The 26,504-nt window shown below is 61.3% G+C and carries 16 protein-coding genes; 6 read left to right on the top strand and 10 right to left on the bottom strand.

Going from position 1 to position 26,504, the window contains the following annotated elements; translation table 11 throughout:
* Window positions 1-66 precede the first annotated feature (66 nt).
* Window positions 67-1,110, bottom strand: a complete 1,044-nt coding sequence (locus tag AB3X89_RS10280; protein WP_368583172.1) for an MBL fold metallo-hydrolase — start codon at window positions 1,108-1,110, stop codon at window positions 67-69.
* Between the two features lie 282 nt (window positions 1,111-1,392).
* Between AB3X89_RS10280 and AB3X89_RS10275 the strand changes: the two genes are divergently transcribed.
* On the top strand, window positions 1,393-6,924 hold the full coding sequence (locus tag AB3X89_RS10275; protein WP_368583171.1) for an AAA family ATPase: 5,532 nt from the start codon (window positions 1,393-1,395) through the stop codon (window positions 6,922-6,924).
* A 58-nt stretch (window positions 6,925-6,982) separates the two neighbouring features.
* Here the strand turns inward: AB3X89_RS10275 and AB3X89_RS10270 are convergent, their stop codons facing one another.
* The 4 genes from AB3X89_RS10270 to AB3X89_RS10255 all read right to left on the bottom strand — a co-directional run bounded on the left by AB3X89_RS10270 (window position 6,983) and on the right by AB3X89_RS10255 (window position 10,798).
* Window positions 6,983-7,654 (bottom strand): response regulator transcription factor, encoded by a 672-nt coding sequence (locus AB3X89_RS10270; protein ID WP_368583170.1) that lies wholly within the window; start codon window positions 7,652-7,654, stop codon window positions 6,983-6,985.
* A gap of 53 nt (window positions 7,655-7,707) precedes the next feature.
* The gene (locus AB3X89_RS10265; RefSeq protein ID WP_368583169.1) at window positions 7,708-8,091 is read right to left on the bottom strand and encodes a response regulator transcription factor; all 384 of its coding nucleotides are present in this window, start codon (window positions 8,089-8,091) and stop codon (window positions 7,708-7,710) included.
* 105 nt (window positions 8,092-8,196) lie between these two features.
* On the bottom strand, window positions 8,197-9,627 hold the full coding sequence (locus AB3X89_RS10260; RefSeq protein ID WP_368583168.1) for a winged helix-turn-helix domain-containing protein: 1,431 nt from the start codon (window positions 9,625-9,627) through the stop codon (window positions 8,197-8,199).
* A gap of 262 nt (window positions 9,628-9,889) precedes the next feature.
* Window positions 9,890-10,798, bottom strand: coding sequence for a helix-turn-helix domain-containing protein (locus tag AB3X89_RS10255; protein ID WP_368583167.1), 909 nt, complete (start codon window positions 10,796-10,798; stop codon window positions 9,890-9,892).
* Window positions 10,799-11,211: 413 nt separating this feature from the next.
* On the opposite strand from AB3X89_RS10255, the gene AB3X89_RS10250 reads away from it, so the two are divergent.
* The 5 genes from AB3X89_RS10250 to katG all read left to right on the top strand — a co-directional run bounded on the left by AB3X89_RS10250 (window position 11,212) and on the right by katG (window position 19,924).
* Window positions 11,212-14,067 carry a winged helix-turn-helix domain-containing protein gene (locus tag AB3X89_RS10250; protein ID WP_368583166.1) on the top strand — a complete coding sequence of 952 codons (2,856 nt, stop codon included), beginning with the start codon at window positions 11,212-11,214 and terminating at the stop codon, window positions 14,065-14,067.
* Window positions 14,068-14,253: 186 nt separating this feature from the next.
* On the top strand, window positions 14,254-14,889 hold the full coding sequence (locus AB3X89_RS10245; RefSeq protein ID WP_013092691.1) for a hydrolase: 636 nt from the start codon (window positions 14,254-14,256) through the stop codon (window positions 14,887-14,889).
* A gap of 134 nt (window positions 14,890-15,023) precedes the next feature.
* Complete coding sequence (locus AB3X89_RS10240; protein WP_368583165.1) at window positions 15,024-16,910, top strand: amidohydrolase; 1,887 nt, start codon at window positions 15,024-15,026, stop codon at window positions 16,908-16,910.
* A 38-nt stretch (window positions 16,911-16,948) separates the two neighbouring features.
* Window positions 16,949-17,617, top strand: coding sequence for a phosphohydrolase (locus tag AB3X89_RS10235; RefSeq protein ID WP_368583164.1), 669 nt, complete (start codon window positions 16,949-16,951; stop codon window positions 17,615-17,617).
* A 48-nt stretch (window positions 17,618-17,665) separates the two neighbouring features.
* On the top strand, window positions 17,666-19,924 hold the full coding sequence (gene katG / locus AB3X89_RS10230; protein WP_368583163.1) for a catalase/peroxidase HPI: 2,259 nt from the start codon (window positions 17,666-17,668) through the stop codon (window positions 19,922-19,924).
* 456 nt (window positions 19,925-20,380) lie between these two features.
* Here the strand turns inward: katG and AB3X89_RS10225 are convergent, their stop codons facing one another.
* From AB3X89_RS10225 to AB3X89_RS10205, 5 genes are all read right to left on the bottom strand, one after another.
* Window positions 20,381-21,409, bottom strand: coding sequence for a hypothetical protein (locus AB3X89_RS10225; protein WP_368583162.1), 1,029 nt, complete (start codon window positions 21,407-21,409; stop codon window positions 20,381-20,383).
* Window positions 21,410-21,481: 72 nt separating this feature from the next.
* Complete coding sequence (locus AB3X89_RS10220; protein WP_368583212.1) at window positions 21,482-22,366, bottom strand: polysaccharide deacetylase family protein; 885 nt, start codon at window positions 22,364-22,366, stop codon at window positions 21,482-21,484.
* Between the two features lie 75 nt (window positions 22,367-22,441).
* On the bottom strand, window positions 22,442-23,704 hold the full coding sequence (locus AB3X89_RS10215; protein ID WP_368583161.1) for a SidA/IucD/PvdA family monooxygenase: 1,263 nt from the start codon (window positions 23,702-23,704) through the stop codon (window positions 22,442-22,444).
* On the bottom strand, window positions 23,704-24,897 hold the full coding sequence (locus AB3X89_RS10210; RefSeq protein ID WP_368583160.1) for a carboxylate--amine ligase: 1,194 nt from the start codon (window positions 24,895-24,897) through the stop codon (window positions 23,704-23,706). Before AB3X89_RS10210 ends, AB3X89_RS10215 begins: the two co-directional genes overlap by 1 nt.
* A gap of 154 nt (window positions 24,898-25,051) precedes the next feature.
* On the bottom strand, window positions 25,052-26,257 hold the full coding sequence (locus tag AB3X89_RS10205; RefSeq protein ID WP_368583159.1) for a glycosyltransferase: 1,206 nt from the start codon (window positions 26,255-26,257) through the stop codon (window positions 25,052-25,054).
* Window positions 26,258-26,504: the final 247 nt, after the last annotated feature.

Below are 26,504 nucleotides of genomic sequence, written 5' to 3'. Positions count from 1 at the left end.
GCCGTGCGCCGGGCGCTGATGCCAGCGTCCCGGGCGCTTTCTCTGACGCGCGCTCGCGCGTCGACTTCAGGGCGCCGCCTTGACGGCGGTCGCGGCGTGGCTCGCCGGGTCCGCATCGTAATTCAGCGGAATCCACACGTAGCTGCCGCGCTCCTTGCGCACGTGCCCGAGACCCGGAAACGAAATATGTGCGGCCGCGATCACGTCATGTTCGCGCGCCGCACGGTCGAGCAACGCGAGGCGGGACTGCCTGGCCGCGGCGGCGTCCGAGTCGTACTCGACGGAAGCCTTTGGGTCGCGCAACTGGATGTCCGCGACATGGATGATGTCGCCCCACACGATCAGCGTCTGCTGCCCGCTTTTCACGACATAGCCCGTATGTGCCGGCGTGTGACCCGGCGTGGCGAGTGCGCTGATACCGGGCGCGATCGCGGCGTTGCCGTCGAACGGCCGGAAACGTCCCGCCGCGATATAGGGGGCCACCGATTGCGCCGCTGAATCGAAGAACGAACTCAGAAACGACGGCGCGGTTTTTTTGTTGCTGGCGTCGAGCCAGTAATCGGCCTCCCGTTGCGACACGCGCAGAACCGCGTTGGGAAATGCCATCTGGCCGTCGCGAATCACGCCGCCAACGTGGTCCTTGTGCATATGCGTGAGCAGCACCTGGTCCACCTGTTCAGGCTGGTAGCCGGCGGCGCGCAGGTTCGCGAGCAGATGGCCGCAGCAATCGCCGTAAAGCACGCCCGCGCCGGTATCGATCAGGATCAGCTGGCTGCCGGTGTTGATCAGAAACGCGTTGATCGAACCTTGTAGCGGCAACGCGAGATCGTCTTCCGCGAGATCATGGTCGATCACGCGGCGCGGCACGTCCGTCATCACGGTATCGACGGGAAATGGATGTGTGCCGTCGAGCAGCGCCGTGATTTCGTAGGAGCCCAGCATCATGCGATAGAAGCCGGGGCCTTGCGTGCCGACCTGCGGCGCGGCCGCATGCGCGAGCGCGGCATGCAGGGCAACCAGCAGTGCGGCGAGCCATGCGAAGACGGTCGGCGCCGCGCGGGAGCATTCGCGGTGTCGAGCGGCAGGGAAGACTGAAGATTGGGTATCCATAGTGGTTGCTTCGGGTGGTTGAAGGTTGCGCAACGTGCGCCTTACTCATTCTCGAATTCGAACCGGCTCGATGCCTAATGAAGCGTTCTTAAAGTTTCGTCGCGGGCAGGACGTTTAAGCTGCCGTTCAGAACTCTTCAGGTTCTGGACTGGACTGCGCTTGGGAATTGAAACCGGCTGGCATAATGCCGCCGACATTCCCGAAGACCATTTCGGCACGCCACTTCCCGATCGCACCCGATCGAGTGCGTGAGCTTCCTCGGTAAGGTGCGAGAGTCCGTTGATGAGCCCGTCCTTCTTTTTCAATTCCGGCGACAAGGTGTATTTGCAGTTCGTGCTCGAAGAGGGCGATCGCGCGCTCGGCCGCGGCTGGCATCTCGCGCCCGACGGTCGCCGCGAAGAGGTGCTGGCCGTGTGGATTTCCGCATCGCGCGCCGATCCTTCCAGCGCCGCGCGCCTGACGCACGAGTACAAACTGAGGGACGATCTGGCCGGCGCCTGGGCCGCCACGCCACTGAAGCTGCTGCGAGAACATGGCCACACCGTGCTGCTGCTGAGGGATCCGGGCGGTGAGCCGCTCACGGCGCTGCTGGGCACCGCCATGGAGACGGACCGGTTTCTGGACCGTGCGATCGGCATCGCTTCGGCGCTGAGCCAGGTTCATCAGCGCGGCCTGATCCACAGGGATCTGAAACCCGCACATATCTTCACGGACGAGGCGGCCGGAACGACAGCCATCACTGGCTTTGGCGTCGCGTCGCGGCTTTCCCGCGGTGCCGAAGCGCATTCACAAATCAGTGCGGTCACGGGCAACCTCGCTTACATGGCGCCGGAGCAAACCGGACGTATGAACCGGCCGGTGGACGCTCGCAGTGATCTATACGCGCTCGGCGTGATGTTCTACGAGATGCTGACGGGCGTATTGCCCTTCAGCGCCGGCGATACGGCGGATTGGGTGCACAGCCATCTCGCCCGGCAGCCAGCCTCGCCAGTCGTACGTGTGCCGACGATTCCCGTCGCTCTGTCGGACATCGTATTGAAGCTTCTCGCCAAAACACCCGATGAACGCTATCAAAGCGCGGCGGGTCTTGAAGCGGATCTGCGCCGCTGCCGCGCGAGCCAGACCGCCGATGGAGGCATCGAAACCTTTGCGCTCGGACAACAGGATTTCGCGCATCGCCTGATGGCTCCTGCGCGCCTTTATGGACGCGAGCCGGAAATCGCAACGCTGCTCGCGGCTTTCGATCGCGTCGAGCGGGAAGGCTGGCCGGAACTCGTTCTGATTTCGGGCTATGCGGGAGTCGGTAAGACCGCCGTGGTCACCGAATTTCAGCGGCAGATCGCCACGCAGCGCGTGCGGTTTGCCAGCGGGAAAGTGGACCAGTACCGCAGTGAAATACCCTATTCGACGCTCGCGCTAGCGCTGCAGACGCTGATCCGCCCGCTGCTCGCGTGCAGCGAAACCGAACTGGCTTCGTGGCGCGCCGTGCTCGACGACGCGCTGGGTCCCAACGCGAGTCTGCTGGCCACGCTGATTCCCGAAATCGGACTGATCCTTGGGCAACAGCCGATCGTCAACGATCTGCCTTTGCAGGACGCCCGCCATCGTTTTCAGCTTGCGTTCCGCAGCCTGATCGGCGCGTTCGCGCGTGCCGAGTCTCCGCTGGTTCTCTTTCTCGACGATGTGCAGTGGCTCGACGCGGCGACCCTCGATCTTATCGAGCACCTTGCGACGCATCCGCAACTCACACACGTGCTGTTCGTCTGCGCGTACCGCGACCACGAAATTGCAGCGGATCATCCATTGCCACGATGCCTGGCCTCGATTCGCGGGGCAGGAAACCGAGTCAGCGCGATCGCGCTCGAAGGCCTTCGCAGCGATCAGATGAGCCAGATCGTCGCGGATGTTCTCCGTTGCGACGTGCAAAGCAGCGCGGCGCTGACGGAATTGATGCAGCAGAAGACGGCCGGTAATCCGTTCTTTGCGATTCATTTTCTGAACACGCTGCTGGACGAGGACATGCTCGTGTTCGACCACCGGACGGCCCGCTGGTCCTGGGATCTCGATCAGATTCGCGCGAAGGGATTCACCGACAACGTCGTCGACCTGATGCTGACCCGGCTGGGACGTCTTCCCGAGCAAACCCAGGACGTGTTGAAGCTGATGGCGTGCGTTGGCAACGAAGTGCCGGTCGACGTTCTCGTCACCGCGCGCCACGGGACGCTCGCGGATCTCGATGAAGCGCTGCGACCAGCGGTTACCGCGGGGCTCGTGTTGCGCAAAGACGCGTCCTATCGATTCCTGCACGACCGCGTGCACGAGGCGGCCTACGCCTTGATTGCGCCATGGGCGCGCGCCGAAGCGCATCTCGCGATCGGCCGGCGCCTCGTGGCGGAGTTGTCGCCCGGCCATGCGCGGGAGCTGGTGTTCGATATCGTGGGCCAGTTGAACCGGGGCGCGGCATTGATTACCGAGGCCGGCGAGCGGGAGCGGCTCGCCGAACTGAATCTTCTCGCTGGCAGCCGCGCAATGGCATCCGCGGCTTACCTCGCGGCGTTGACGCATTTCACCACCGGCAGCGCGCTGTTGGGGGAAAACGCGTGGGAAACCCGCCCTGAACTCGTCTTCATGCTCGAGTTGCGGCGCGCGGAGAGCGAGTTCCTGACGGGTGCTTCCGACGCGGCGGAAGGGCGGCTTCACGCGCTTTCCCAGAGGGCAATCGGGCTACCCGATCTCGCCGCGGTCACGCAGTTGCGACTCGAACTGTTGATGGCGTTGGGGCGGCGCGAGCGCGCGGTCGAGGTGGGCCTGGAATATCTGCGGTGTGCCGGCGTTGCATGGGATTCGCAGCCGTCCGCGGGCGAAGTGCAACGAGAATACGACAGTATCTGGAGCCGGCTCGGCGAGCGGCCGATCGAGTCTCTGCTCGATTTGCCGAAGATGACCGATCCCGTTGCCGCCGGCACCATGGCGGTCCTGACCGCGCTGATGCCGCCCGCCTGGTACACGGACGCTTCACTGCGCGCGCTCGTCATTGGGCGGATGGTCAACCTCAGTCTGGAATACGGCAATGGCGAGGCGTCATGCCTCGGGTACGCCTGGCTGAGCATGATTCTGGTCCCGCAACGCGAGCACAGCGAGGCGGGTTTCCGGTTTGGCCGGCTCGGTTTCCAGCTCGCTGAGCGGGACGGCGAGGATCGTATCCGGGCGCGCGTCTATCAGGTGTTCGGCGGGCACGTGATGCAATGGACCGAGCCGATCCGAAACGCCCGGGACATCCTGCAGCGTGCGATCGATGTGACCGAGAAGCTCGCGGACCGAACCTTTGCGTGCTTCATTCGCAACAACCTGCTGACTCATTCGCTGGCAAGCGGCGAGCCGCTCGGAGAGGTGCAACGCGAAGCGGAGGCGAGCGTCGAATTCGCGCGTCAGACGGCTTTCGGTCTCGGCGTCGATCGGATGATTCCGCAACTGCAACTGGTGCGGACGCTGGCGGGCCTCGCGCCGGCATTCGGTGTGTTCGACGACGCGAGTTTCAGCGAGGCGGAGTTCGAGAGCCGGGTCGGCAGCAATCCGAGTCTGTCCTTTGCGTTCTGCTGGTACTGGATTCGCAAGCTGCAGGCGCGCTACTTCGCGGGCGATGCGATTTCGGCTCGCGCCGCGGCCGAACGCGCCGAGGCTCTGCTTTGGACGTCACCGTCGTTTTACGAGCAGGCCGAGTATCAGTTTTATGCGGCACTCGCGCGTGCAGCCTTTTGCCACGCCGAACTTCAGCAGCCCGGGTCCGATAACCTGCGGATTCTGGCGGCCCATCATCAGCAATTGTCTTTGTGGGCGGAACATTGCAAGCCGAACTTCGGCAGCCAGGCCGCGCTGGTCGGCGCGGAGATCGCTCGCCTCGAACAGCGGTCTTCCGACGCGATGCAGCTCTACGAAGAGGCAATCGGTCTCGCGCGCGACCATGACCTGATCCATCATCAGGCGCTTGCCAACGAACTGGCGGCACTGTTCTATGCGGAGCGCGGCTTCGAAAAGATCGCCCGCGTCTATATGCAGGATGCCCGGCAGGGCTATCTGTGCTGGGGAGCGCTCGGGAAAGTCCAGCAGCTGGAAGCCCGCTACCCCTATCTGCGGGAAACCGGGCGGATGAGCACCGCGGGCGGCGCGATCGGCGCGCCGGTCGAACATCTCGATCTGGCGACGGTCATTGCCGTCTCGCAGGCGGTATCGAAAGAGGTGGTCCTCGAAAACCTGCTCAATACGCTGATGCGTACCGCGATCGAGCAGGCCGGCGCACAGCGCGGCCTGCTGCTCCTGATCCGCGACGGCGAGCCGCGCGTCGCGGCCGAGGCGACCACGGCCGGCGATGCCGTGATCGTATCCTTGCGCGACGGCCCGATCGAACCCGATACGATACCCGTGGCGATTCTCAACTACGTGCTGCGGACCAATGAGAACATCATTCTCGACGACGCGTCGGTCGAAGGCCTGTTCGTCGGCGATCCGTACGTCCGCCGGCATGGCGCCCGATCCGTGCTGTGCCTGCCGCTTCTGACGCAAGCCAAGCTGATCGGCGTGCTCTACCTCGAGAACAATCTCGCGGCGCGGCTTTTCGTACCAGCGCGGACGGCCGTGCTGAAGCTGCTTGCTTCACAGGCCGCGATCGCAGTCGAAAATACCCGGCTATACCGGGATCTGGGGCAGCGCGAAGCGCGGATTCATCGCCTTGTCGAGGCGAACATCATCGGCATATGGATCTGGCATCTGGACGGCCGGATTCTCGAAGCCAACGACCTGTTTCTGCGCATGGTGGGCTACGAGCGCGACGATCTGCTATCGCAGCGCCTGCGCTGGACCGACCTGACCGCGCCGGGCTGGCTGAACGGCGACACGCGCATCGCGGAGGCGTTCAAGCTGAACGGTACCGTGCCGCCATTCGAGACCGAGTTCCTTCATCGCGATGGCAGCCATGTACCGGTTCTTCTGGGCTCGGCCAATTTCGACGAGAGCGGCGAGCAAGGTGTGTCCTTCGTGCTGGATCTGACGGAGCGCAAGCGCGCTCAGGAAGACTTGCAGCAGGTGCAGGCGGATCTGGCGCACGTCACGCGCGTGACCACGCTGAATGCGCTGACCGCCTCCATCGCGCACGACGTCAATCAGCCGCTTGCGTCGATCATCACGGACGCGAAGGCGGCGCTGCGCTGGCTGGCCCGCACGCCGCCCGATCTCGGCGAACTGAAGGAGACGGTGGAGCGGATCGTCGAAGGCGGTCACCGCGCCAGTGCGGTGATCGCGGGCGTGCGCGCGCTGCTGAAGAAGAGCTCGCCGGACGCCACGCTGGTGGATCTGAATGATCTGATCGAGCAATCGCTGGTACTGCTTCAAGGCGAAATAGTCCGCCACCACGTTCAGCTTCGTATCGAACTCGAACCGTCGATGCCGTTGGTGACCGGAGATCGCGTGCAACTGCAGCAGGTGCTGATCAATCTGCTGATGAACGGAATCGAGGCGATGAAGGACATGATGTATACGCCGCGCCAACTGTGGATTCGATCCCGAACCGACAGTGCCGGTTCTGTGCTGATCGAGGTGCGGGATTCGGGACCGGGTCTGTCGCCGGAGATTTGCGAGCGGGTATTCGAGCCTTTTTACACCAGCAAGGCCGACGGTCTCGGCATGGGGCTCGCGATTTGCCGGTTGATCATCGGCGCGCATCGCGGACGGTTGTGGGCGAGTACCGATCAGCGAGGCGGTGCATTGTTCCGGTTCTCTCTGCCTGCGGAGATATGCCATCCGGTCACGGCCGGGGCGTGATCCGGCCGGTGGGCGCTGAACGCTCACGCGGCCGTCAGAAGGTCAGAAGGTCAGAAGGTCAGAACGTCTTTTCCGCGGGCTCGATGCCAAGCGCTTCGGCCATACGAACGAGATCGGGCAATGTTCTCGCCTTCATCTTCTTCATGACCTGGCTGCGATGAACCTTCACCGTGATCTCCTGAAGGTTCAGGGTTGCGGCGATCTGCTTGTTCATCAGGCCGGAAATCACGAGAGTCATCACTTCGCGCTCTCTTGGCGTAAGCGACTGATGAGCACGCGATACGTCGGCGAGCGAACGCTCGCGCTCGAGGCGTTGTTTGTCGATCGCGAACGCGCGCTGGATCGCATCGAGCAGTTCGTGGTCCTCGAACGGCTTGGTCAGAAAGTCCAACGCTCCGCCTTTCATCGCGGTCACCGAGCTTGCGACGTCGCCGTAGCCGGTCATGAAGATCACGGGAATGCCGAGCCCCGCGTTGCCGATCTTCTGCTGCACGGTCAGTCCGTCCTCGTCTTCGAGCCGCATGTCCAGGATCAGGCAGCTCTGCACAGCGGGGCGGGGAAATGCGAGGAACTCGCTGGACGTCGCGAAAGTCTCGACGCGAAGGTCGTACGAGCGCAATAGCGAACTCAGCGAGCGTCGTAGGATTGCGTCGTCGTCGATCACATAAACGATGGATTCGGCGCTTTGCTTCACATGGTCAGTTCGCGCGGCAGATTCGGAAACGCGCATAGTCGTGTTGCCCGAGAGGATGGACCCGTTATCACAGGGCGCCAGAGATCCGCTCACGATGGACTCGCAGCGGAACGTTGGCGCGTTCCGGTTTCATCAATCAACGCCAATATCCTGTCGACCGAAAACGGCTTATGGAAGAAGGCGATTGCCCCTTGCCGGAGCGCTTTGTCGACCACTTCCTCTTCGCCGTGCGACGATATAAAAATGACAGGGATCGACGTTCCACGCTCGATCAGCGCCCGTTGCACGTCGAGGCCGTTCATGCCGCCGAGCTTGAGATCGAGAAGAATGCAGCAGGCTTGCGCCACGGTCTCCGACGCGAGGAAGGCTTCTCCTGACTCGAAACACGTTGCCGTATGACCGGCGGATTTCAGCAAGCCCGCCAGACTTCTACGGATCAACGCATCGTCGTCGACGATGTACACAATGGCCATGAATTATAGAGGTTTGAGCCCATTCAATAGGCGGAAAAAACAACAGCGGGTTTCACTTCGGCGCCATTATCCTATGGACAGTGGTGTTCTTGCGCTCCGGCGGGCTCAGGAAGCGAAATTGGCGGGTGCGTTGTCTTTCGAGGACACGTAGCGGAAACGGAAGGACGGCCACTCGCCGGATTCCATTAGCCGCTCGATCGCGTAGGCTTTCACGACCGGCAACAGCGAATAACTCTTGACCGGACCCTCGGTATGCAAAGTCAGCAATGATTTTTTCGCGAGGCTAAGGACGCTGGTAAGTGCGGCGTCCCGTCCAATGTCCGCGCAGGAAATGACGTCGCAGGCACCCGCGAGATTGAACCTGCGAGGGAATACGGCGAGCCGGCGCAACACCGCGCACTCAGCCTCGCTGAGCAGCGCGTAGCTCCACTCGACCGTTGCGCGTAGCGTCTTTTGACGCGGATGGGCGGTTCTGAGTCCGCCCGAAAGCCACAGTATCGATTTCTCGAGTTCGCGAAGTAGTCCTTGCACGCCGAGTAGCGCGGCCCGCGCGACGGCAAGTTCGATCGCGAGCGGCAAGCCGCCGAGACGCCGGCAAATATCGGCGATCACATTGAGCGTTCCCGGGTCGGCGGGAAAGCGGATTCCGGACGCCTGCGCGTGTTCGAAGAACATCCTGATAGCGCCGCTCGCGAGCATCTCCGCTCCGCCGGCGTTTTCGTCGGGCAGTGTCAATGGCGAGATCGAGTAGACCCGTTCGCCCATTGCGCGCAACGGTTCACGGCTCGTCGTCAGAATGACGGCATGGCCGTTCGATGCCGCGATGCATTCGCATAGCGAGGCTACGGCCTGGAGGACTCTTTCGCAGTGGTCGAATACGAAGACGATTTGCCGGTTGCCCACCGTTTGCACTACATCGGCGATCGTCGGCGCATGGCTGCCTAGAGCGCCGCCAAGCTTCTCGAGTACCGCGAGTAGACACGAGTGCTGGGTGTCGTGCCCGGCGAAGTCGACGTGGCATAGCTCGAAATGGTTGCTGTCGACCCATGCTCTCGCGACACTCAACGCGAGCCGTGTTTTTCCAACGCCGCCCGGGCCGCTTACCGTCACGAACGATCCGCGCTGTAGCATCTCGTACAGCATGTTGGCGTCGTCATCGCGGCCAACGAGCCGCCACGACCGCTGCCTGATGACACTCTCGACCGCCTTTTCGGCGGCAAGCTCCTGACTCGGTGCATGAGGCGCAGCCATATGGGACGGCGTGCGAAGCTGGTAGCCCCGGCCTGGTACAGTGCGAATCCAACCGTCGCCAAAGAGCTTGCGTAGTGCCGAAATATGAACCTGGATGTTGTTCTCGACCACGAACGTGGTGGGCCAGACGAGACGCATGATCTCGTCTTTCGTGACCAGTTTTCCACCGGACCGGATCAGCAGTTCGAGGATATCGAATGCTCGCGCGCCGATCGGCTGAGCCTGACCGTCGCGAAACACCTGTCGTCCGTCGAGGGAGACCGCAACTCGATCAAAAACGTACATGATGCGTCCTCCCTCCAGCAGGCCCGGATGGCGCATCTCGCCAAACCGCGGTGAACTACAGATTTGCGCGTGATCGTGGAAATCACGCTGCTCTCGAACGTCGCACCGAATCGTAGGGTGGCACAGGGAAAGACGCCATTATCTATAGGTATAGAAGACGGCCGGCAATAAGCCGCCTCGGCCGCTCGCCGTTGTTCTGAAGCCCCGTTGAATTCTTCCTGATCGCGCGTCCGGCTCTCCGGTCAGCGGCGCCGATGGCTTCCTAGATCGCGCGATTACGCCACGCTCCGGGCGTTGTGCCGATTAGCCTGACGAACACGCGGCTCAGATGGCTTTGATCTGCAAACCCGCAAATCGCGGCGATTTCCGATAGCGTCATATCGGTCTCTTCCAGGAGTTGGCGCGCCTGTTTCGCGCGTTGTTCCAGCAACCACTGATGTGGCGTGCGGCCGGTGGACTTGGAAAACGCCCGGATGAAATAGCCGCGCGACAGGTTGCATTCGCGCGCAATGTCGGCAATGGAGATATCGCTGCGGTTGCTGTCGAGCAAAAGCTCCTTGGCACGAGCCTCGATGGCGCTGGATAATCCGCGGCTGACGCGCACGTCAGCCGAAGCAAAGTTTCCGTACCGCCTCGCGATATGCGTGCCGAGGCCAAGCCCCACCTGCTCGACGAAAAGTCGGCTGAGCGGGCCTGTCGCTTCGAGACTTGCCGTGAGTGCGCGCGAAAGATGCCCTAATACGGGATCTTTCTGCCCGTTGGCGCAGATTAGGCCCGAGATGCCCGGTGCGTGGTGTTCATTCTCGAGTCGTGTAAAAAACGAGCGGGATAATTCGACGAGGACAAAATCGAAATTGCCGTACATATCCGCTTGATAGTCTTCGGAGAAATCCCGGATGTAGATGGAGTCAAGGTCGAACCGGCTGACGAATGAGCGTGCGCCTCGAAGAATCCTTCTCTGATGACCGTTGCCGAGCGACACCCCTACCAGAAAGCCTCGCTCGTTTGCCGGCATGGCAATGCGACTCAAGTCAGGCTCGGCCATGCACTTGCGGTAGAAGGAGATATCGTTGCCGACCGCTTCGAAGTCTTTGCTGAGCTTACCCGCGACGCAACCCAGATTGTCCTTTGGCAGTTGCGGAACGCTGGCGGGAGATTCGCGCGAAATCATGGGAGGCGAGTAGATAGCAATAAAACCTGGGCAAGATCGTCCGGGAAAACGCGAATCGGGCTCCGTCGAATCCATCAAAAGGGTGACATTTATACCATGACAAAAGCGCCGGCGATCGACGGCCGTGGGGGATTCGGCGTGTCAACGGGTGTTTTGGAGGCGGCCGGTGTACCCGTTCCGAAATGGCGCGCAGATGAGTCGTCGAGATGTGAGCGCTCAAAGACAGGGTTTAGAGTGGATTTTTGTTCAATACGTAGGCTTCGGCGATTGATTACAATTTGTTGGCGAAAATGCAGAGAGCACGGGTACGGACTGGTTTCGAAGCCTATGTGTTTGTTGTTCCCCGGAATGGAAATTCAACCTGATGCAAGTCATCCAGTGCTCAGCCACGACCCTACTGCCTGGAGATGACCATGATTGAGATCGGCACTTTGAGTGTCGATTTCGACCAGCGCGAAATCAGACAGAACGGGCAGCCTGTACGGCTGGGCGCACGCGCGTTTGCGATTCTCGAAGAGTTGTACCGGGCCCGCGGCGCGGTACTCTCCAAGGATGAAATCATGGACGCCGTCTGGCCAGGCGTCATCGTCGAGGAGAATCGCCTTCAGGTTCATATGGCTGCGCTGCGCAAGCTGCTGGGTGCCGATCGCGATCTGATCAAAACGGTACCCGGCCGCGGCTATGTGCTTGTTCGGCCGACCGAGGGCATTCCGGCCCGCGGCACGGACAGTCTTGTAGTCGCTGGGAAGGCAGCGCAAATGCGCGGTGAATTTCCCATCGGACGTGAAGACGAGGTTGCACGAATAATCGAACAGATCGGCTCGACGGCCGTCATCACCTTGGTGGGGGCGGGCGGTATCGGCAAGACCTGCCTCGCTCGCTACGTGGCGAGTGAAATGGAAAGCCGATACGGACGGCACGTATGTTTCGTCGAGCTGTGGAAGGCATCATCGCGCGATACGGTGCTCGCCACGCTGGCCGAAGCGCTTGGCGTGATCATGGGCCCGGACGATACATACGAGGCTGCGATCGCGGCCGCGATCGCAGCGTCCAATTGCCTCGTCATCCTGGACAACGCGGAGCACGTGATCGATGTGGTCGCGAGCCTCGTCGATGCGCTGGTAGCGCGCAACCCTCTGGCGCGTTTTGTGGTGACCAGTCGCGAGCCTCTGCATATCTGGGGTGAAACCGTGCTGCGCCTCGAGCCGCTTGCGGTCCCAGCGAGCGGAGAAATGACCGATGCGATACTCGGTTGCTCGGCCGTCGTACTGTTTCTGCGCCGCGCTTTTATCCTCGCACCCGAGTGTGCGCACGACGAGGCGAGCATTACGCTCGTCGCCGAGATTTGCCGCCGTCTCGGCGGGCTGCCGCTCGCAATCGAACTCGCCGCAGCGCGGGTGGCAACGCTCGGCCTCGAAGGTGTTGCCTCACGGCTCGACGACCGATTGAACCTGCTCACCGGCGGTTTGCGATCCGGGTTGCCGCGCCATCAGACCTTGCGGGCAACCTTCGATTGGAGCTACATGATGCTCGACAGCGCGTCGCAGGCGCTGTTTCGCAGAACCGGCCGCTTTTTCAGCACATTCAGTTTCGAGGCGGTGTGTGCAGTCGCGGCTGAACCTGATATGTCGGTTGCGGTGATCATCTCGAGCCTGTCGGAGCTGGCTACCAAGTCTTTGCTGAATGTCGAGTTTCGCGGGGCCATCGCGTTTTATCGGCTCACCGAAAGTACCCGCGCCTATGCGCTCGAGAAGCTGCGCGACGAAGGCGAGTCCCAGATCATTGCAGCGCGTCACGTGCGCTATATGCGCAGCTATATCGAAGGGAATGGGCCCTTCGTTGCGGGCGGCGACGACGAAGAGCCTGGCGCGAGCCCACGGTTTTCACTGGATGACGCACGCAGCGCATACGACTGGGCTTTTTCCGCGGAAGGCGACCCGGCTCTCGGCGTAGCTCTTGCCAGCGCACTTGTCGGCCGGTTGCTCGGGGCTTCGCATGTCAGAGAGTGCTGCGAGCGGGCGCGACGCGCATTGACTGTGCTGGATGGCCTGCCTGCCGGCGCCGTCGATGCCGAGTGCGAGATGAAATTATGCGCTGCGTACGCGGCGTCCCTGATCCACACCGGCGAGGACGTCGCTCGGGCGCCTTTGTTGTGGGAGCGCGTGCTACGGCTCGCACGCGCGACCGGCAACGACGAATTTGCCATCGATGCGCTTTGGGGGCTGTGGAATACCATGCTCACAACAGGCGACATCCATACCTCGATGCGCTACGCAATGCGGTATCAGCATGCGGTCTCAGGCGGCGATTCACCGTGGCGGCAGTCCCTCGCGGAGCAGATGATTGCGATTTCGTTGCACTACCTGGGCGAACAGGAGCAGGCCGGTGAGCGATTGGAGCAGGCAATCGAATCTATCGCCGGACAGAGCCTGCCGATCTCGGCGGGAACATGGCTGACCATCGACCCGCTGATCTGGGCGACCGGTACCTTGGCACGGATCGCCCTGCTGCAGGGCAAGCCCGAGCGCGCAATGCGGCTCGTTGAACGTTCGTTGGACCGGATTCGCGGCGATATGCTCGAACCGTCGCTCAATCACGTACTCGCACTCATTGCCGTACCCGTCGCGCTCGAATCGGGAGAGCACCAGGCGGCGTCGAATTATCTGGCGTTATTGCGCTCGCAAGCTGCAAGTCACCGACTCGATAACTGGCGGGACTATGCGGAGTATCTTGCCGTCAAGGCAGACGTGATGGCCGGGCGAGACGACAACGTGCTGGAACGGTTGGAGCCCGTACTGCAGCGGCTCGTTGCTCGCGGATTCCAGCGGGTGGTCATGCCAATCTATGTGCTGTATGCGGAAGCGCTGGGCCGGGTTGGCCGCATAGAAGAGGCCCGGGTACGGCTGGATGAGGCGCTCGCGTTTGCCAAGGCGAATGGCAATCGCTTTAACGTGCCTGAATTGTCGCGTGTTCGGGGCTGGCTCGAATTGCAGTGTGCCGCACTCGGTGAAGCACCCGCAGCCGAAATCGCACAACGTCGACAGAAAGGGGAACGCCTGCTCAGAGCGGCGATCGAGCAGGCGAATTCCGACGGCGCCCCGCTTTGGGCAATGCGCGCCGAATATCAGCTTGCGGAACACCTGCTCGATCGCGGAGAAGTTGCCGCTGCCAGAGATCTGCTCAGTGAACGGATCAGCCAGATCGACGTCGCATCGAAGGCGCCGGATTTTCAGCGTCTCGTGAGTCTGGCCGAACGTCTTCAGGGGTAGCCGCCCTACTCCCCTTCTTCCTGGACTGACGTCCACTCTTGCGCGCTCGCTTCAGGCGAGCCGAACCTTTCATAACGCTTCAGGTTTTCCCAAGGACTTTAAGCCGCGCGATCCGTAAGCTGCACGCGTTCGATGACCGCTGCGCGCGGCATCGCTTGTCCGTACCTGTCCTTCACTGGAGCAACCATGGCTTTTGAACTGCTGACCCCCGAGAACTGCGCACTCGCGCTGATCGACCACCAGCCGCAGATGTTCTTCGGCACGCACTCGCACGAGCGCACCACCGTCCTGCACAACGTGCAGATCCTCGCGAAGGCCGCCAGGCTGTTCAAGGTGCCGACGGTCCTCACGACGATCGCCGCGGACTCGTTCAGCGGCCACCTGCTGCCCGAAGTGCAGCAGGTGTTCCCGCAGATCAAGCCGGTCGATCGCACCTCGATGAACTCGTGGGAAGACGCGGGCTTTCGCGCGGCGATCAAGGCCACGGGCCGCAAGAAGATCGTGATCGCCGGTCTGTGGACGGAAGTGTGCGTGGCGTTCCCGACCGTCCAGATGCTCGCGGAAGGCTTCGAGATCTACGTGCCGACCGACGCATGCGGCGACATCACGGAAGAAGCGCACGAGCGCGCGATCCAGCGCGTGATCCAGGCCGGCGCGGTGCCGATGACCTCGCTGCAGTTCATGTGCGAACTGCAACGCGACTGGGCCCGTGGCGAGACCTACGAAGGCTGCATGGACATCTTCAAGGCGCACAGCGCGTACGGCATCGGCGTGCGCTACGCGAAGCAGATCCTCGGCGAACACGCGAGCGAAGCAGCCTGACCTTGAAGCTGGGCCGCAGTCGAGCGAAGCGATGCGAGGCGAGCGTCGTTCCGCACGCTCGCCCGCATCTCACACCCTTTGCGCCGTCATGAGGCGCAAAGGGCAAATCGAATAGAGCACATAGGAGGGCGTCGATGAGCGCACCCAATCAACCTGTCCGCATCGCCGACCTGGTGATCTACAACGGCAAGATTGCGACCCAGGACGAGCGTCGTTCGTTCGTCACGGCGCTGGCCGTCGCTGACGGCAAGATCGTGGCGACCGGCAGTGAGCGCGATGTCATGCAATGGGCGCGTGACGATGCGCGCCGTATCGATCTGAACGGCCGCACCGTGATTCCGGGTCTGAACGACTCGCATCTGCACGTGATTCGCGGCGGCCTGAACTTCAACATGGAATTGCGCTGGGACGGAGTCCCGTCGCTTGCCGACGCGCTCGAGATGTTGCGCGCGCAGGTCGCGCCCACGCCGGCGCCGCAATGGGTGCGCGTGGTCGGCGGCTGGAACGAATTTCAGTTTGCGGAAAAGCGCGGTCCCACGCTCGATGAAATCAACGCGATCGCACCTGACACGCCGGTTTTCATTCTGCATCTGTATGACAGCGCGCTGCTCAACGCGGCGGCGCTGCGTGCGGTCGGCTACACGCGCGACACGCCGAATCCTCCCGGCGGCGAGATCCAGCGCGACCGGCGCGGCAATCCCACCGGCATGCTGATCGCGCGTCCGAATGCGGGCCTGCTCTACGCGACGCTCGCGAAGGGGCCGAAGCTGCCCTTCGACGACCAGATGAATTCATCACGCCAGTTCATGCGCGAACTCAACCGCCTCGGCGTGACGAGCGCGATCGACGCGGGCGGCGGCTATCAGGCCTACCCCGACGACTACGCGGTCATCATGGAACTCGCGAAGCGCGATCAGCTCACCGTGCGTATCGCCTACAACCTGTTCACGCAGAACGCGAAGCGCGAGATCGAGGACTTCGCGAAGTGGGTGAAAGCCACCCGTCCCGGCGACGGCGACGACTTCCTGAAGGTCAACGGCGCGGGCGAAATGCTGGTGTTCTCGGCGGCGGACTTCGAAGACTTTCTCGAGCCGCGTCCCGACCTGCCGGAAGGCATGGAGAAGGAACTCGAAGAGGTCGTGCGCCTGCTGGTGCGCAACCGCTGGCCGTGGCGTCTGCACGCGACCTACGACGAGTCGATCGAGCGCTTCCTGAACGTGTTCGAGCGCGTGAACGCCGACACGCCGTTCGACGGCCTGCGCTGGTTCTTCGACCACTGCGAGACGATTTCGGAGCGCAACATCGAGCGCATCGCGGCGCTCGGAGGCGGCATCGCCATCCAGCATCGGATGGCGTATCAGGGCGAGTACTTCATCGCGCGTTACGGCGCCGGGGCCGCGGCGCACACACCGCCCGTGCGCAAGATGCTCGAAGCCGGGTTGCCTGTCGGCGCGGGCACCGACGCCACCCGCGTGGCGAGCTTCAACCCGTTCGTGTCGCTGTACTGGCTCGTGTCCGGGCGCACCGTGGGCGGCACGCCGATGTACGCGCAGCGCGACCGTCTCGAACGCATGGAAGCGTTGCGCCGCTACACGGTGGGCAGCGCGTGGTTCTCCAACGACGAAACGAAGAAGGGCGCGCTGGTACCCGGCCAGTACGCCGACTTCGCGGTCCTGAGCGACGACTTCTTCACGATCGACGAAGAGTCGATCAAACATCTCGAGTCGGTGCTGACGGTCGTGAACGGCCGCGTCGTGTATGCCGACGCGGAGTTCGACTCGCTGAATCCACCTGCGCTGCCGGTGAGTCCCGTGTGGTCGCCGGTCGCGGAGTTCGGTGGCTATGCGCGCTACAAGCCCGTCGTGACGAACGCCGTGCTCGCGCAGTCGTGCACCGACGCGTGCGTGAACCTTTGCGGCGTGCACAGCCATGCGCACGGTTGGGCATGGCGCAGCAATGTGCCGGCCGGCGACGCCAACTCATTCTGGGGCGCGCTCGGCTGTAGCTGCTTCGCGTTCTGAGCGGACCGCGCGCGACACCTCATATCGACGCAAAGGAAATGGACATGCGACCACGCTCATCCGGAGCGGACGCAAATATCGTGGGTATCCGCATTCCGCGCACATCGGTGGCGCTCGCCGCTGCCGAGAGCGCTCATGCAGCGCTGCCGGCCGTGTTGCTCGGCCATGCGCACCGGGTGTTCGTCTTCGCGGCGCTGAACGCCCGCCGAGTCGGCATCGTGTGCGATATGGATGCGCTCTACGTGAGTTCGATGTACGCGAACATGGGACTGAGCGCGGCGTATGCCCATTCGACCGCGCGCTATGAATTGGACGGGGCCGATGCGGCGCGTCGGCTTCTGCGTCATCACGGCGCGAGCATTCACGCACAGGACGATGCGTGGAACGCCATCGCGCTGCACACATCGCCGGGCATCCCGGAGCGCGTGTCGCCACTCGCGAAGGTGCTGGCAGCCGCAGTATGTACGGATCTCGTCGCAGCGCATTTCGAAACCCACACGGATGGGGAGCGCGCGGGAGTGCTGGCCGCTTATCCGCGCGGCAAGCACTTCAGGCAGGAGATCATCGGTGCGATCGGGCGTGGCGTTGCTCACCGTCCGCAGACGACCTTCGGTACGCGGAGCGCTGACATTCTCGATCGCCTCGATCCGGAATATTGCAGGAGCAATTTCTGCGGGCAGATTCTCGGCTCACGGTGGCAGGACTAGCAGGCGCTGCGCGGCCGTCAAAACCAATCAACCAAAGCAGGAAGATTCATGCCGAACAAAGGCAAGTGTCCGTTCAATCACGCCGCTGGCGGTGGTACGACCAACCGCGACTGGTGGCCCAAGCAGCTTCGGCTCGATCTATTGAGCCAGCATTCGCACAAATCCAATCCTCTCGACCCCGGCTTCAACTACGCCGAAGCCTTCAAGACGCTCGACCTAGCGGCGCTAAAGAAGGACCTCGCCGCGCTGATGACCGACTCGCAGGACTGGTGGCCGGCCGACTTCGGCCACTACGGACCGCTGTTCGTCCGCATGGCGTGGCATAGCGCAGGCACGTATCGCACGAGCGACGGTCGCGGTGGTAGCGGCCGTGGACAGCAACGCTTCGCGCCGCTGAACAGCTGGCCCGACAACGTAAACCTCGACAAGGCCCGGCGCCTCCTTTGGCCCGTCAAGCAGAAGTACGGCCAGAAGATTTCGTGGGCCGATCTGCTGATCCTTACCGGGAACGTCGCGCTGGAGACCATGGGTTTCAAGACCTTCGGTTTCGCCGGCGGCCGCGAGGACACATGGGAACCCGATCAGGACGTGTACTGGGGCAACGAAAAGACATGGCTGAACGGCGACGTGCGCTATGGCAAGGGCGCGCCTGCCAATGACGATGAACGCGTGGTCGTGGCCGCCACGGCGTTGCGCGGCCAGGAAACGAGCCATACCGACAGCGACCGCGATCTCGAAAATCCGCTCGCGGCGGTGCAGATGGGGCTCATCTACGTGAACCCGGAAGGTCCGGATGGCAACCCCGATCCTGTCGCGGCCGCGCGCGACATTCGGGAAACCTTCGCTCGGATGGCCATGAACGACGAGGAAACCGTCGCGTTGATCGCGGGTGGCCATACGTTCGGCAAGACGCACGGCGCGGGCCCTGCCGGCAACGTCGGGCCCGAGCCCGAAGCCGCCGGTCTGGAGAACATGGGGCTCGGCTGGAACAGCAGCTTCGGAGCCGGCGCGGGTGCCGACGCGATCTCGAGCGGACTCGAAGTCACCTGGACCAGCACGCCGACCCAATGGGGCACAGGCTTCTTCCACAACCTTTTCGCTTACGAATGGGAACTGACGAAGAGTCCGGCCGGCGCGCACCAATGGGTTGCAAAAGACGCGGAGGAAACGATTCCTCACGCGCACGACGCCTCGAAGAAGCTCAAGCCGACGATGCTGACGACCGATCTGTCGCTTCGCTTCGACCCGGCCTACGAGAAGATCTCGCGGCGCTTCATGGAGCATCCCGATGAGTTTGCCGATGCATTCGCGCGTGCCTGGTTCAAGCTGACACACCGCGATATGGGGCCGCGCGCCCGCTACCTCGGTCCGGAAGTGCCTGCCGAGGAATTGATCTGGCAAGACCCGATTCCGGCCGTTGATCACCCGCTCGTTGCAGAACAGGACGTCGTCTCGCTGAAGCGAAGGATTCTCGACTCGGGGCTGTCGATTGCTGAACTCGTACAGACCGCGTGGGCTTCGGCGTCGACGTTCCGTGGATCGGACAAGCGCGGCGGCGCCAACGGTGCGCGCATCCGCCTCGCTCCGCAAAAGGATTGGGCTGTGAACGAGCCCGCGAAACTCGCGAAGGTGCTCGGGACGCTCGAAGGCATTCAGGCCGGGTTCAACCGTTCACAGTCGAACGGAAAGAAGATTTCGCTCGCTGATCTGATCGTGCTCGCGGGCGGTGTCGGCATCGAGGAAGCCGCGAAAAAGGCGGGTCACGAAATTACGGTGCCATTCGCGGCGGGTCGCATGGACGCGTCGCAGGAGCAGACCGACGTCGAATCTGTCGGCATGCTCGAACCGCTCGGCGATGGGTTCCGCAACTTCGTGAAAGGCAGCTACCGTGTGCCGGCTGAGGTACTGCTCGTCGACAAGGCGCAACAGCTCACGCTCACGGCGCCCGAAATGACGGTACTGGTGGGCGGCCTGCGCGTGCTGGGCGTCCAGGCTGGCGGCGAAGCGCGCGGCGTCTTCACGGATCGTCCGGGCGCACTGACGACCGATTTTTTCCGCAACCTGCTCGACATGGACACGCAGTGGAAGCCGCTGACGGTTGCCAGCGACGTGTTCCAGGGGAGTGAGCGCAAGAGCGGCAAGGCGAAATGGATCGGCACGCGCGTGGACCTCGTGTTCGGCGCGAACTCCGTTCTGCGCGCGCTGAGTGAGGTCTATGCGAGCGAGGATGGACAGCAGAAGTTCGTGCGCGACTTCGTCGCTGCGTGGGTCAAGGTGATGAATCTGGACCGCTTCGAGGCCGTTTGACGATGGAGCGCTGTCGGACCCTGTGGGTTCGGCAGCACGGCGCGTAGATCACGGTTGGCGTGCGTCGTGATCAAGCTGAGCGGGGGACTTCAGGTTGGCGTGCGGAGGTAGGTGCAGCGCATATGCGGCTCGCTAGCCGCGGCCGTTGTGATCCGCCGCTTTCTGCTGGCTTTCAATATTTGCCTCTCGATCGGCGCTACTCGAGGAGCGCAAGCGCCGCTGGCGGAGCCGGCCATTCTTCGACGTATCCGAAAACAGGACGTCCGCGACGGCTCTGAGAGCAAGGTAGACCACGAATAGAAACGCGATCGTACCGATTATTCGTATAAGAGTCGTCATCTTGAACCTCACTTAAGTAACGCGACCTCAGTTGGCTCGATTGAAAAACCGATCCATCAGTCGGGATTCCCAACTCCCGGCCGCGCACCTCCGTTCAATGCAGCACAGTTGCGCTTATTACTGAACGACTTTGCATCCTCTCACGCAGGTGTTTTGCCGATACTGTGCGGCGCCGCCGCTCGCCTTTTGCCATATGATACTTGGCCGTATTGCGAACGAATAGTACGCCTTTTTGCTAACTCCCATTACGGTGTTGTAACGCACGATGTTGGTCGAGTAGTCTGCGTCGCCGGCCGTGCCACCCGTCAGCAGCACCGACGCGCCCATATCGGGCGCTCCATAGCCGTGAATTGCCCTCACGTCGTTGTATTCGATCACGTTATCGCCGCCCAGTTGCTGCGCATTGTCGTTCTCGACACCTACCGCGCAATCTATCAGAACATTATGTCCAATGTATCCGTGCCGATGCGCGACGAATACGGCGCCATAGTATCCGCAGCTCTCGAAACGGTTATACGCAATGACGTCGCCGCTGCCGCCGTCCACTTCCCCGTAGGTCTGAAACATCGCCTGGCCAAAAAATCGCTTGAAGGTGTTGCCGACAAGCGTGAAGTCGCTGACCCTGTCCCGCGTCTCGACGGGAATGTTGTAGTGCAGCGCATCGTCGTCGAGAACAAAACGTGGAGCAGCGGAATTGGTTCCTTCGAATACGCAATTGGCGATGCTGTCGCCAGTCAGCGTTTTCCCGTCCGGTGCGACGACGGAAAACATGCTGAATACCGGCCTGGTCTGCCTGAGCGTCGTGCCTTTCGCACATTCCATGTGCCGATGGCTGACCGTAATTTTGACCGTGTGGTCGATCACGCAGGTCCCAGCCGGCACCCGTACGTCGCCGGCATCCAGCGCGGCCTGGAACGCTGACGAATCGTCCGACACGCCATCGCACTTCGCACCAAAATCAAACGGATTCACTGGGTCAACGAGGGCTGGTGTGACGATAGTGCGCGCAGCCGGGGGCGTACCCAGCAGATCGCTGGCTGGCGGCTCGCTGACTGCCGCATCGCCGCGATCCGCGAGTAGCCGCAATGACTGCGCTGCAATGAGCCCGGTGACCAACAGGCCGCAGACCCAGTAAGCGAACCTCATGAAAGTTGACTCCAGCGTTCGTTTAATAGCCGCAACCAGGTTACAGCCGGACGGACATTCGGCCTCCGCCAACTAGAACTGCGGAAAGCGTCCATCCCACGAGCCACCTCGCAAGTAGCGCAGAAAAACCGGGATGCCTGTCAATTGGGCGGCGAACCAGGTGGGTGACGCGTCGTCGGTAATGATGATCGTGCGCAAACGGTAAGGGTCGGTTTGGCTATCGTTCCAGCCAACGTCGCAGGTGCGAGCGGTCTTGAATCCCGCCGCCTTCACGTATTCGATCTCCCGCGCGCCGTAGTTGCCGTTCGGATACGCGAAGTGAGTGCACTCGCTATTCAGTAAAGCTCCAACCTCGTGCCGCGAACCCGCGATTTCTTCCTCACATTCGGATGCCTCACAGCGCGTCAATATCGGATGAAACCGCGTGTGCGCCTGAAAGTCCACGTAAGGTTTCATCGTTTGGATCTGCTCATGGGTCAGTCCCGACGGCATGTCTTCACCGTCCTGCGCGAATCCTCTCACCTCGAGTTCGGCCAGCCGGCGCGAATTCCCTAGTCGCTTCAGCCGCTCGATACCGGCCTGTTCCGCTGACGGATGCAACCACCAATGCCTGCGCCGGCGCGCGACGATTCGACTGCATAGGAAAATGGTCGGGCGAACCTTATGTTTTATGAAAACCGGCAGAAGATCAGCATTACCTGCGTGGCCATCGTCAAAAGTAACGACTGCACGAGGTCGGCCTTTGCTGGGCTCATTGAGAGCCGCGAGCGGAATCACATCGCAGATCTTCCGCAAATGGGTCAAATGGACATCGAGCGTTGCAGGGTCCGGATCGTGATACAGCAGGATCGCGACTCTGTCACGCCATAGCAAAGTTCGCGTTAGCCACGTCATACCGGAAAAGGACAAGCAGCGAGCCATGATTTCTTTCACGGCGCTGTTTCGCTGGGGAATCATCATTGGGCACACTCACTGAGTAGACAGTTGGCGTATCGATGAACCTGAGCTCGACACGATCCGCATGGATGGCGTTTAATGGTCTGCCTGATTCGGAATTGCTTCCGTGGTTGCTGCGGCGGGCGTCGTTCGCGGCGCGGGGCTATCGTGCCGATAACGCTTCAGGATATGCCGTGCAACCTGCGGCGCAGCGTATTTCGCTCCGTAGATGAATCGCATCACAGGACCAAAGCTGTATGCGGATGCGGGTCCAATCACATAGAGACCGCGAACACCGGTCTCGAAATGGCGCGTAAGCTCCGGCACACCGTCTTGAAGGGACATCGACTGGACGATTTCCGTTGAAAGAAACGCATGTCGACTGAGGTCGGTCTTGAACCCGGTCGCCGCGATCACGTGGTCGGCCTCTAATTGCGATTGCTGGTCTTTCATGGAGACCTGCAGGACGATGCGATTTCCATCAATGGCCGCGTGACGTATCTGGCTGCCGACCGTCACGTCCACCTGGTCGACGACGCGATCGCGCAGCCACCAGGCGCCAGACGGGCCCCACGTGGAATTTACGACCTGCTTCCGGCGCTGTGCGCCAAATGCGCGAAACACGAACGGCCATTCCGCGATGATATGGGCGCGCCAACCCGGGCCGATTCGCCCATCCGGCCTTATCAGCCTCGATATAAGGCTCCGGTTGTTCTGTGGTTTGTTGTTCCACGTCACGACAGGTTCACGCGCGAGCACGCGGATACGACCACCGTTTTCGTTCATGAGCGCGGCGAGGCCGAGTGCCGACTGTCCGCCACCCACGATAACGATATCCTTTCCTCGCACCCAATCGAGGTTTCCGTACTCGCAGGAATGGGAGACGAATTCTCGTGGCAGCCCTTGCAGAACCGGGGGCGTCTTTTCGAAACCCTTGAGCCCCAGCGCCAGCACCACGCGGCGCGCGACGATGGAAGTGCCGTCACTCAGCGCCAGACGGAACATCCCGTCCACGCGGCGCATATCGACGACATCGACCTGCTTTAAATCGTCGACGAGCTGTTGTTGAAACCACAGTCCGTAATCAATAAATGTTTCGCGTGTCAGATGCATGCCGATCGGCTGGTAGCGGATGCCCCTCAGCGCGCAATAGTCCTGAAGCGCATAACCGCGCTGCGGTGCATAGAGACTCGTGGACCAGCCGTCGGAGCGCATCAGCATGCCCGGTGGCGCGAAGTTTCTCCAGCCTTCCATAGGCGTGCCTAATACCTGGTGAGGCACGCCCGCCGCATCCAGGTGAGCCGCGAGAGACAAGCCATAAGGTCCTGCACCAATGATTGCGGTATCGGTCGTTGCCATTAGTTCCTCCCACTTAACAGATTTTCGGGTCGATTTGTGATCACATCTCTCTGCATCATCTGCCGCAGTCGGCGCAACGGATTTCCCATGCAGTACTGTCTCAAAGCGGGAAACGGGTCCTCGGTGCGAAAATAGCCGTCCACGATCTCCGTGATGCCCGTCAGCAGTTGAGGTGGCGGCTTGTCGGCGATTGACGCCCGCCACGCGACGCTCACACGGTTTGCAGTGCCCGTTGTCACAGGTAGTCCTATCTCGTGCTGGTAGGCCGCGACTGGGATATTCGTCCCGCACAAGGTAGCGATTTCTTCCTGCCAGTCCGTTCTTCCAACGGTGGGTTCGATCATCACGAACTTCCGGCGATGATCGTCCCACTTGTATTCCATGCTGCCCATGCCGGCCATGCTCGCGCATTCCGCGAAAGCCAACGTGATGGGCTCGAGTACTTTGTGCGCGTCGGGCGCGGCAACACATACCGCTGTGCTACCTACGTTGCGGGGATAGCAGGAGAGCTTGCGGCCGGTGAAGGTTGCGATTGGCTGTCCATCCGCACCACGATAAAAGAGCGTGAAATAGATGTTGCTATCCGCCCCTTCGATCCATTCCTGCACCACGATTCCTCCCGGAGTCTCGAGCATGACGGCTGCTTGCTCGCGGGCCTCTTTTAGCGTTTCGATGCGAAGCGCGCGTTCCTTTTTTCCGCTTAATGCGCTTCGCTTGTCATCGGGTTTCATCACACATGGGAATTGCAGCATACCCAGCAGTGCCATATCGGAGACACTTTCAAGAACGACGGTACGCGGAACCTCAAAATCGTTGACTTGTGCGAACACGTGGAAACTCGCCTTACTGCTCAGAAGCTTTACCTTCTCGTCGGTCGGAATCCGAACACGAAACCACTTCGATATTTCGTCGATGTTTTCTGAAACAGCATGAACCGCTGGTTCGGCCGTCAACATCAGAACCGGCGGCTCGCTCATTCTTCTGCCTATTTCAATCATGTCGTCGATGAATTCTCTTCCTTCGAGATTTCTGATTAGCCGGCCCTGCGTGTGGCGAGACCAGAAGGCAGCTCTACTTTCCATGTCGACAGTCAAGGTCCGAATACCGTGCCGGGCGAGCGACCTTACGACGCCAAGGCCGTTCAATTCGCCGCCAACGACAACTGCGCTGACGTTTGCACTGCGTGAATCCATACGCGCCATAATCGCTCCGGGTACGATTGCCTACAGAAAAAAATGACTAGGTCATTCGCACATTCGGCTTTGCACGATGAGGAGTGCACAGCCGACTGCAATGAGAATTTTTTTAATGGAAGACTGGTCCGCTCTGTCCAGTTGATATGCGAATTTATTCTGCCTGGGATGGCTGCTCAGCGGGGTGATTAGCCGGTGTTTCGCTTGGAGCGGGCAACGAATCGCGCGGCATGTAAATCACGAGCCAGCGCGGTGCCCTGAATTTGACGATCGATACATACAGCCAGACGTAGACCGCCATGAAGGTTATCGCGGTCGCAAAGAGCGCTACTTCGTTATTCCAAAGGAACGTCGCCGGCACGATGCTGATGAGGCTAATCGTCCAAAGATATGGCGACGTTCTCGCGTTGCGCCTCGTGCGCTGGCGTGTCGTTTCGGGATGAGCTGCGCGGCGCACCATCCGCCTGAAGATCAACGTGTGCAAATGGATGCCGTCAGGCTCGCCTGCCGCGCAGCCGCGCACAATGCGCCGCCGGTAGATCGTGAAGACGGTTTCGAAGATCGGATAAATCGTCACGACGACAGCGTACCAGGCGGAGACATTCGGATGACGCGCTATAAGGAGAACGACGAGTTCGGCAATCGTAAAGCCGATGAAGTAGGCACCCCCGTCGCCGAGGAAGATCGCCGCGGATGGGTAGTTCCACACGAGGAAGCCCAGGATGGCGCCGATCATCGTCAGGGACACGCTGAGAATCAGCCAGTCGTCGACCTGATGTGCGACGAAACCAATCGAGGCCAGTATCAGAACTGCCACTCCACCGGCCAATCCGTTGAAGCCGTCGATTAGATTAAACGCGTTGGTCAAGCCGGACACCATGAGCAAAGTGAGGCCCAGCGCGATCGGCGAATAGACAAGAAGGGAATCTATCAGCGGAAGATCCACACGATCGACGACGGCCCCTAGCGCAAAATCGCCAATTGCCGCAGAAACGATTGCACATAGCAATCGCGCCGCTGGACTTACCTGCTTGGTGAAGTCCTCGATGATACCGCCGAGAAAAACTGGCAATGCGCATAGAAGCAATTTAAAAACCTCCATGCGCGGATTACTGCCGAGCAATGCGCCGAGCGCTAGTGTTAGCGCGACCGCGAGCGCGACCGCGATCCCACCCACGCGGGGCACCGCCGTAGCGTGCATCTTTTGCACGCCATCGAGTTGGTTGTCGAGACCAATGCCGCCACCTAGCCGAGCGCTTTTGACGACGATAAAAGTAATCAGAAAGCACACTAATAGGCCAAATATTAAGTTCGGCATCTCTCTCGCCTCGATGGTGTTGACCTGATGACTGTCTCTCACACACAAAACGCGAATTCCTCGACGATTAAAGCCATTTTGTGGCGAGCAGTCTTTTTATTAGTCCGGCATTTGCTACCGACGGGTACAAAAGGTACGGGAAAAAGGTACCCATCAATGTTCGTTTCCATACACAAACGGGACCGGCCCACTGGTACGTTCTACCGAAACGATTTTGGCTACCGTAGGCCTGCTGCGCGGCTGATCTGATGCTTCACAACGGACGGAGTGTTTCTGCGCGAAGCAGTGA

It is taken from the genome of Paraburkholderia sp. BR14320 (genome assembly GCF_040948665.1).
In the GTDB taxonomy this organism is placed as follows: domain Bacteria; phylum Pseudomonadota; class Gammaproteobacteria; order Burkholderiales; family Burkholderiaceae; genus Paraburkholderia; species Paraburkholderia youngii.
Note: the sequence above shows the minus strand (reverse complement) of the source record. Positions and strands in the feature narration are given on the sequence as shown.

Bases quoted from the DNA above. Each gene is read 5' to 3' on its own strand.
- AB3X89_RS10270 (WP_368583170.1), bottom strand. From the start codon at position 7,654: ATGCGCGTTTCCGAATCTGCCGCGCGAACTGACCATGTGAAGCAAAGC.
- AB3X89_RS10255 (WP_368583167.1), bottom strand. From the start codon at position 10,798: ATGATTTCGCGCGAATCTCCCGCCAGCGTTCCGCAACTGCCAAAGGAC.
- AB3X89_RS10250 (WP_368583166.1), top strand. From the start codon at position 11,212: ATGATTGAGATCGGCACTTTGAGTGTCGATTTCGACCAGCGCGAAATC.
- AB3X89_RS10215 (WP_368583161.1), bottom strand. From the start codon at position 23,704: ATGGCAACGACCGATACCGCAATCATTGGTGCAGGACCTTATGGCTTG.
- AB3X89_RS10235 (WP_368583164.1), top strand. From the start codon at position 16,949: ATGGACATGCGACCACGCTCATCCGGAGCGGACGCAAATATCGTGGGT.
- AB3X89_RS10260 (WP_368583168.1), bottom strand. From the start codon at position 9,627: ATGTACGTTTTTGATCGAGTTGCGGTCTCCCTCGACGGACGACAGGTG.
- AB3X89_RS10245 (WP_013092691.1), top strand. From the start codon at position 14,254: ATGGCTTTTGAACTGCTGACCCCCGAGAACTGCGCACTCGCGCTGATC.
- AB3X89_RS10220 (WP_368583212.1), bottom strand. From the start codon at position 22,366: ATGATTCCCCAGCGAAACAGCGCCGTGAAAGAAATCATGGCTCGCTGC.
- AB3X89_RS10275 (WP_368583171.1), top strand. From the start codon at position 1,393: ATGAGCCCGTCCTTCTTTTTCAATTCCGGCGACAAGGTGTATTTGCAG.
- katG (WP_368583163.1), top strand. From the start codon at position 17,666: ATGCCGAACAAAGGCAAGTGTCCGTTCAATCACGCCGCTGGCGGTGGT.
- AB3X89_RS10210 (WP_368583160.1), bottom strand. From the start codon at position 24,897: ATGGATTCACGCAGTGCAAACGTCAGCGCAGTTGTCGTTGGCGGCGAA.
- AB3X89_RS10265 (WP_368583169.1), bottom strand. From the start codon at position 8,091: ATGGCCATTGTGTACATCGTCGACGACGATGCGTTGATCCGTAGAAGT.
- AB3X89_RS10225 (WP_368583162.1), bottom strand. From the start codon at position 21,409: ATGAGGTTCGCTTACTGGGTCTGCGGCCTGTTGGTCACCGGGCTCATT.
- AB3X89_RS10280 (WP_368583172.1), bottom strand. From the start codon at position 1,110: ATGGATACCCAATCTTCAGTCTTCCCTGCCGCTCGACACCGCGAATGC.
- AB3X89_RS10240 (WP_368583165.1), top strand. From the start codon at position 15,024: ATGAGCGCACCCAATCAACCTGTCCGCATCGCCGACCTGGTGATCTAC.